The following is a 7,214-nucleotide window of genomic DNA, read 5'->3' as shown; positions in this document are numbered from 1 at the left end:
CAATCGTAACGCCGTCTTTGTTCTTGTACTCAACAGTGACATCCCCATATTTCTTCTGTGGTGTTGGAGTCGTTTGATATTTCAGAGTGTGGTAGTGATAAGTTGCCTTACGAGTAGCAGGTTTATCTGGTGCAGTTGGTGGAGTTGGTTTTACTGGCTCAGTTGGTGCAATTGGCACATCTGGTTCTATTGGTTTGTTCGGTTCTTTTGGTTCCTTTGGTTTTGTTGGTGCAACTGGTTTCGTTGGGATACCATTTGCTTTAATATCCGAGTTAAATGCAAACCAAGGCGTTGCACGACGAACGGAACCAAATTCCACTTCAATATCTGGACTAGTTACTTGACCAACAATAGCACCATACCATTTATAAGGAGCATTGGGACCATCCCAGTCCTTTGAGTCAAACCTCGACCCTTCAGATCTACTTTCATTATTGTTACTTGAATAATACCCGTCATATTGGCGTTCTATTGATGATCCATTAATTTGAATAAGTCTACCACTAAAACTGAAAACTTTTTCGATTGTTGGTCTATTTGCTGCTTTAGGTGAAGCATTAGATGCTCCAGTACCACGGTTCAATGAAGAAAAGCTGACCAAAGCTCCCGTCATATCCATCTTATTGCCATCTTCATCGTAGAAGTAAGCTTTCATATTAATTCTAGTTCTACCATAAAGACTCATGTACCAAATAGTTTTAGTAGGATCTTTTTCGAGAAAGGCAGGGATTTCATTTAAACCGTCTATTCCTGTCTCTTTTAAAGTGTAGACATACTCTACTTTAGAAATCTTTTTCCCTTTAAAGTAAGAATTTTGGAGATTGGTATATCGTGCTACAAGCGGTTCCCCTTTGCGTAGCATAACTCTTGAATTGCCACTAACATCATTTGTCGCGTTAAAGTCGGTCTCACCATCGCGGGGATCTTTACTGCCCAGTTTATTTTTTATATGATTATAAAAATAACGTTTTAGTTCTTCTTTGGTATATACTTTATCTCTTCCAGGGAAAGTCAGTTGAGCATTGGGCTCATTTTTAAACACTAATTCTTGAGCAAGTTGTTGTGTTATATAGCCATCTTTATTCTTATTTCTTTCCCACTCCGCTAAAGCTGCTTTATAGTCTTGCAGATCTTTTTCGTATTTTGCTTGAGCAACGATGTAATCTGCCAAGTCTTTTTCGTATTTTGCTTTAGCAGCATAGTATTTGGTTAAATCTTGCTCGTACTGTGCTTTATCAAGCTCAAATTTAGCTTTCTTGACTTCATAATCAGCCTTATCTTTGTCATATTTTGCTTTATCTTGATCATATTTTGCTTTAGCTGTATCGTAAATCGCTTTAGCTGTATTGTATTTAGCTAGTTCAGCATCATACTTTTCTTTAGCCGTTTTATATTTAGCAGAGTCTTCTTTAGCAGCTTCCGTTACTTTTTTGATGTCATCAGCTTGCTTTTTATAGTCTTTTTTAATCTCAGCTACTTTCTGATTCTTTTCAGCTTCAGTTGTAACTGTTCCATGATTAATATCTGTTCCTTTTTTAACATCAACTCCTGCTTTTTTAGCATCATTGACAGCTTTATCAAGCTCAGAAGAATCTACATTTACATCTGTTGTTGTACTTGTTTGTGCTGAAGGCTTAGCAGCTGCTGGTGTTTCAGTCTTTGCAGTAGCTGGTTTCGTTGCACTTTCAGTCTTTGTAGCAGCTGACGCTGTTGTATTATCAGCCGTTGAAGTGGATCCTGCTGGAGCAGTTGTGGTACTTGCTGCTGGAGTTGTTTCTTTTACAGTTTTTGCTGTAGAACTACTCGCTGCTTCAGTTGCTGCTGCTTTTGATTGTGCAGCAAGACTTGTATCAGAAGCTTCCGCCACTGGAGCTGGCGTTGTTGGCTTCGTTGCCTTTACTTCATCAGCAGCTACACCTTGGTGAGCGCTAAGGATTGCAATTGTTCCAAGGGTTAAAACACCAATGGTACCATAAATTTTGTTTTTTCGGATCGAGCCATGACCCTTCGTTTTGCTATTATGAAACATAAAATTCCTCTTTTCTTTTTAATAATTACCCAATTAACCAATTATCTTTCTCAAAAGGCTTAACTTTTTTAAAGCCTAATAGAGCTAAGATAAACAAACCAATCGTTGCGAGAATCGTGGCTGCTTCCCCCGTATCCGGCAACAACGTAAACTTACCATTACTTGACTTGACAGTAACCGTTCCATCAGGATTTGCCCTAGCACCTACTTGCGCAGCTGGTACAGATGTTTTAGAGCCATCTGCGTTTTTGATGGTGACTTCCCCTTGGTCATTACCAATAATCTCAAAGCCCTTATCCGTCAAAAGCGGATCAGCTGGTGAAATAATGGATCTGATCGGATTGTCAATCGTATCACCCTTTTTCCCACTCACAGATGAGGCATTGTTAAGGTTAAACGTTTCATCCTTTTTCAAGTCCACATCAGAAGTTGTCGATTTGTCTGTGTTCTTTTCAGTCAAGACAGACGGATTGACAACATCGCTAGAAGTATCTGTCGATTCAAGCTGAGTATCTAGCATCCCATCATGCGGAATCTTATCTGGTGGTGCTACAGTATCTGCTATAGAGCTATCTGGACCGACCGACGAATCCGTTGAGGGTGCAGCCGGAGTTTTGGGTTTATCTTGTGGGGTTGCCCCTTTATTAGATAAATCCGATTCACTCGGTTTGGTCTTATCTGGGGGAGTTGATTCTGCCCTTGGTGGCACTACCTTACTTGAAGAATCTGGTGTTTCTGTAACCAGATCATAGTAGTAAGTAATAGTGGTATTCCCTTCAAGAACTTTCCCTTTTTCATAACCTTGAGTAGCTTGCGGATCAAGACGGTATTTCTTGCCTTCTGAACTAATAATCGTCTCTCTTCGGTAATCTGTCGTATCATAATCCGTTCCCACCTCAGAAGTCGGCGTGTCTAACTCTTTTGGTGCAATCAAAGCGCCATCTTTACTCTTGTACTCAACAGTGACATCACCATATTTCTTTTCTGGCTCCGATTGATTTGGCTTTGAAGACTCAGTTTCTGAAATTCCGGATCGTTGTTTTTCTGACTTCAATGGGGGTGCTGATTCTATTTTCGGCTGTTCTACCTTATTTGAAGTATCTGGTGGGTCAGTCTTTTCTTTATCTGGCACGCTTGGCGTTGGTGGTGTCGCCTTTGAAGGGTCTACCTTGTCTGACGCACTTGGAGTACTCGGATTAACAACTGACTTAGCCCTATCAGGAGTTGCAGGAACAGTCGGAGCTTTCGCAGCTGTTGTTGCATTTGTGGGTTCCTTATTAGACTCCATTGTTTCAGTAGAAGCCTTTTTATCATTGCCAACAGTTGGTGTCACAATCGTTGTGGTGATCGAACGTTCAACGTCCCGAGCCAACACAGGATTTGCACCTAAAGCTGATAATAGTACAGCCGTTGACGCTAAAAAGAACTTGCTTTTTTTCATTTAAATATCCTCTCAATATTTTAACATATCCAATATGTTAAGCCCTAGTTTGAAAAACTATTCACTCTTTATGATAGTAATATTTTCCTAAAATGTCAAGCCAATTATAGCATTTTCACAAATTTATTTAACCATATTACAGAGGTATTTTACATTTTTTGACATACTGTAAATAAATGTAGATATATTATAGATAGATTACAGATGACCGATAGAAAAGTAAACTAAAAGCCAACATTTTTTTGACAAAATTGGTCTAGACATATTTAAACAGTTTGTTGCATTGACTACATTTGCGCCTCTGTAGTCAATAAAATTTAAGACATTATTCCAATAAGACTACTGTAAAAAAATGAAGATTTTCTCCCTTGGAGTGCATATTTATGCACTTTGTGACTAGCTTGTGTATTTTTAAAACAAGAAGATGAAAGTCAACTTATAAATACAAACACCTTTACGAGATTTAGAGCAACATTACAGGTATTCATAAAAGTCTTTTGAAAGTAGCAGAAAATTTGAACTATTTTTTATGACTTCGTACAATAAAAAGATAGGCCGCTTCCTTCTATATTGAAATTTGGGAATACGAAAAGCCAATATTTTCAAAAAGGCAAACTATTTTAAGCTGATACTGAAAGTAAAGAAATATCAAAACGTAGAACATTCGATGTGTTAACACTTGAAGAACAAGAACAACGTCTCGAACGTATAAAGAAAACTCGCTTAGAAGCACAGTGGAACTTACACCGTCTAGTTGATTGTAATATTGATGAGGTTGACTTCTTTTCTTACATTAACCACTATAGAACCACTTCAAAGACCTACTCAAAACATTTATTAAACGCTTTAACTATAACATATTCAAAACAATGAAAAGTCAACTTAAATATATTGCAGTATTAGAAAAGCAAAAACGTGAAGCATGGCACGCTTATATTCTACCTTTCAGGGTCCCTTATATTCCACATAGTCAACTCTTAGAACTATGGCGACACAGAGCAGTTCGGATAAATAAAGTCGATGTCGATAGCAAAGAAAATCCTGGTCGATATGTTACAAAATACTTTGAAAAAGGTCTCGGACAAGAATTGTTGGAAAATTTCAGTAAGCAAGCCTATTTATCATCTCGTAACCTGAAAAAACCTGATGAAGATAAGTTTTATACCTATGAAACTTTTGACTACAATAGCTCAACAGTCCTATATAAAACAGAATACACTACAAGGTTTATAAAGACAGCCAGTATTTCGATAACCATGTAAATTATAAGAAAATAAGGCTAGACAAATCAAGAAGTAAATCGCATGATAGCAACTATAAACAAAAATGACTTCGTTGCCTTTGATTTCTCTGATGGGACTTCTAAACGCATTATTCGACAAGGAAAGGAACTGCTTATAGAAAGAGAGGTTTCAGAATTTACCAAAACAAATGTATTGGCACAATTCCTGCTACTATCGCTACTGAACTACTTGGCTTTGATGTCCAGAACAGCTCACTTTCTAGGGGATAAGATATGGCGATTAGAAAAAGCAAAGACGGTAGTTGGGTTGTAGATATCAGCAATGATTTTGACCCAATCACACTAAAGCAACGTTGGCTTAGTAAAAAAGGTTATAAGACGGAAAAAAGAAGCTACCGAGGCAGAACACTATCTACGAAGTGTAGAGCTAAAAAAACGCTTCTATGGGGCTAAAATAACTGTTCCTATGCTATATGAACTGCTAAAGGAAGATGATGATATAAATCATCGAGAAATCAGCTATATCAACACACAAGAAAATAACGACAACAAACACATCAAAGACTATTTTTCTATAGTCCAAAGCTAAACTATTGAACTGTTTCAGAATTTAAAGACTTTTTGGAATTATTTACCCCAGAAGAATATCACTATCAATTATTATTTAAGGTTCTGTACTTCACTGGCATGCGACTAGGAGAGGTTTTGGCTCTCAATTGGAATGATATTGGTTTTTCTAGAAATATAATAACTGTTTCAAAGTCAGTCTACTTCAAAAAAGGAGTTAGTTATATCAGTCCCCCTAAAACTAAAGATAGCATTAGGCAGATTGTCATTAACTCTAAATTGATGAATGAACTAGAAGTATGGCAACACAAACAATATGAGTTGCTGAAGCAATTTTCAAATGATGATTGTACAGATTTACAATTATTTCAAAGTAGCCCTGTTCTAATTACTAAAGATAGTATTGAAAAGTATTATCATGATTTATTAAAACGTAATTCTAACCCTAAAAAAATAAGAATACATGATTTAAGACATTCCCATGCATCCCTTTTAATCAATCAAGACGAAGATTACCTTGTTGTGAAAGAACGTCTCGGACATGCGTCTATAACAAGCACAATTGACACTTACTCACATTTATATCCAAGTAAACAAATTGCATTGGCAGATAAACTTGATAGTTTATTTTAATGGTTGAAGAAATATCATTTGTCTTTTTGAACAATATATGCTATCATGGAGGTGTGATGAAAAAGCTAATATTTGAGTTCTATACAAGGCCAAATGGTCATAATGAATTTGTAGAGTTTTATAAATCCTTACCTCAAAAAGATAGAGAAAAACTACTGGCAACTATTAGCATGATACAAGAACATGGGCTATTAACTGCCCAGCGTATGGAATGGGTAAAGAAATTAAATAGTGATATTTTTGAAATTCGTTCCAAAGTATCATCTAATATTCAACGTGCTATCTACTTTCATGCTGTCGATAATAGATATATTATTACACATGGATTTACCAAAAAAACTCAAAAAACACCAATTAATGAAATTAAAAAGGCACAAGTCATCAAAAAAGAATTTGAAGGGGAACAGAAAAATGAAAACAATTAAATTCAATGATTTCTTAAATGAACAACTTAGTGATAATTCTTTTAATGAGGGCTACCAAGCAGAAAAAGCCATTTTAGAAAGTGCGGTAGCTGTTGCTAATGCTCGCTCAAAAGCAGGTCTAACACAACGCCAACTTTCAGAGCTATCCCATGTTCCTCAATCAACTATCGCTCGTATTGAAAGAGGACATAACACTAGCATTGAAACTATGAGCAAATTAGCTGTAGCTCTTAAGCAAGAACTAAAAATTAGTATTGGGTAGTTAGTTTTAGAGAGAAGAAGGATAAAAACCTCTTCTCTTTTTCGTTACCTAAAATTACCATCCCCAAAAATAAACTAGAAATTTTTAGTAACTTTAGACTCAGATATTGAAAAAAAGAAAAGACAAGGTTTCTAAACCTTGTCTTTTCAACTATACCGGCGGCCGGGGTCGAACCGGCACGTCCTTACGGACACTGGATTTTGAGTCCAGCGCGTCTGCCAATTCCGCCACGCCGGCAAGTTAAACTGGGGTAGCTGGATTCGAACCAACGCATGAGGGAGTCAAAGTCCCTTGCCTTACCGCTTGGCTATACCCCAATACTATAAAATAGGCGAGTGATGGGGATCGAACCCACGCATGCCAGAGCCACAATCTGGTGTGTTAACCACTTCACCACACCCGCCATAATTCTATACACGGGCAGTAGGAATTGAACCCACACTGAAGGTTTTGGAGACCTTAGTTCTACCTTTAAACTATGCCCGTACAAGATGGAAGGGGAGGGATTCGAACCCCCGAACCCGAAGGAGCGGATTTACAGTCCGCCGCGTTTAGCCTCTTCGCTACCCTTCCTAATATCAAACAAATGGCGCGAGACGGAATCGAACCGCCGA

4 protein-coding genes, 5 tRNA genes and 3 pseudogenes are annotated in these 7,214 nt (G+C 37.5%); 5 read left to right on the top strand and 7 right to left on the bottom strand.

Annotated elements, in window-relative coordinates; all coding sequences use genetic code 11:
• A partial coding sequence (locus HMPREF2542_RS04155) for a GbpC/Spa domain-containing protein (RefSeq protein ID WP_315940801.1) occupies window positions 1-2,029 on the bottom strand: 2,029 nt, incomplete at its 3' end.
• Window positions 2,030-2,054: 25 nt separating this feature from the next.
• On the bottom strand, window positions 2,055-3,470 hold the full coding sequence (locus HMPREF2542_RS04150) for a MucBP domain-containing protein (protein ID WP_058669926.1): 1,416 nt from the start codon (window positions 3,468-3,470) through the stop codon (window positions 2,055-2,057).
• Between the two features lie 529 nt (window positions 3,471-3,999).
• Between HMPREF2542_RS04150 and HMPREF2542_RS04145 the strand changes: the two are divergent.
• From HMPREF2542_RS04145 to HMPREF2542_RS04125, 5 genes and pseudogenes are all read left to right on the top strand, one after another.
• A pseudogene (locus HMPREF2542_RS04145) lies at window positions 4,000-4,800 on the top strand (Rep protein).
• Window positions 4,775-4,983, top strand: a pseudogene (locus HMPREF2542_RS04140) (DUF3173 family protein). Before HMPREF2542_RS04145 ends, HMPREF2542_RS04140 begins: the two co-directional pseudogenes overlap by 26 nt.
• A gap of 3 nt (window positions 4,984-4,986) precedes the next feature.
• Window positions 4,987-5,913 (top strand): annotated as a pseudogene (locus tag HMPREF2542_RS04135) (site-specific integrase).
• Window positions 5,914-5,969: 56 nt separating this feature from the next.
• Complete coding sequence (locus HMPREF2542_RS04130) at window positions 5,970-6,338, top strand: type II toxin-antitoxin system RelE/ParE family toxin (protein WP_003070840.1); 369 nt, start codon at window positions 5,970-5,972, stop codon at window positions 6,336-6,338.
• Window positions 6,325-6,600 (top strand): helix-turn-helix domain-containing protein, encoded by a 276-nt coding sequence (locus tag HMPREF2542_RS04125; RefSeq protein WP_003070842.1) that lies wholly within the window; start codon window positions 6,325-6,327, stop codon window positions 6,598-6,600. Before HMPREF2542_RS04130 ends, HMPREF2542_RS04125 begins: the two co-directional genes overlap by 14 nt.
• Before the next feature lie 153 nt (window positions 6,601-6,753).
• Here the strand turns inward: HMPREF2542_RS04125 and HMPREF2542_RS04120 are convergent.
• The 5 genes from HMPREF2542_RS04120 to HMPREF2542_RS04100 all read right to left on the bottom strand — a co-directional run bounded on the left by HMPREF2542_RS04120 (window position 6,754) and on the right by HMPREF2542_RS04100 (window position 7,173).
• Window positions 6,754-6,837 (bottom strand) — tRNA-Leu (locus HMPREF2542_RS04120).
• A gap of 8 nt (window positions 6,838-6,845) precedes the next feature.
• Window positions 6,846-6,917: transfer RNA gene (locus tag HMPREF2542_RS04115), tRNA-Gln, on the bottom strand.
• 13 nt (window positions 6,918-6,930) lie between these two features.
• Window positions 6,931-7,003 (bottom strand) — tRNA-His (locus HMPREF2542_RS04110).
• A 12-nt stretch (window positions 7,004-7,015) separates the two neighbouring features.
• Window positions 7,016-7,086 (bottom strand) — tRNA-Trp (locus tag HMPREF2542_RS04105).
• Between the two features lie 6 nt (window positions 7,087-7,092).
• Window positions 7,093-7,173: transfer RNA gene (locus tag HMPREF2542_RS04100), tRNA-Tyr, on the bottom strand.
• Window positions 7,174-7,214 lie beyond the last annotated feature (41 nt).

The sequence above is a fragment of the Streptococcus sp. HMSC034B05 genome, from assembly GCF_001809055.1.
Classification (GTDB): Bacteria; Bacillota; Bacilli; order Lactobacillales; family Streptococcaceae; genus Streptococcus; species Streptococcus constellatus.
Note: the sequence above shows the minus strand (reverse complement) of the source record. Positions and strands in the feature narration are given on the sequence as shown.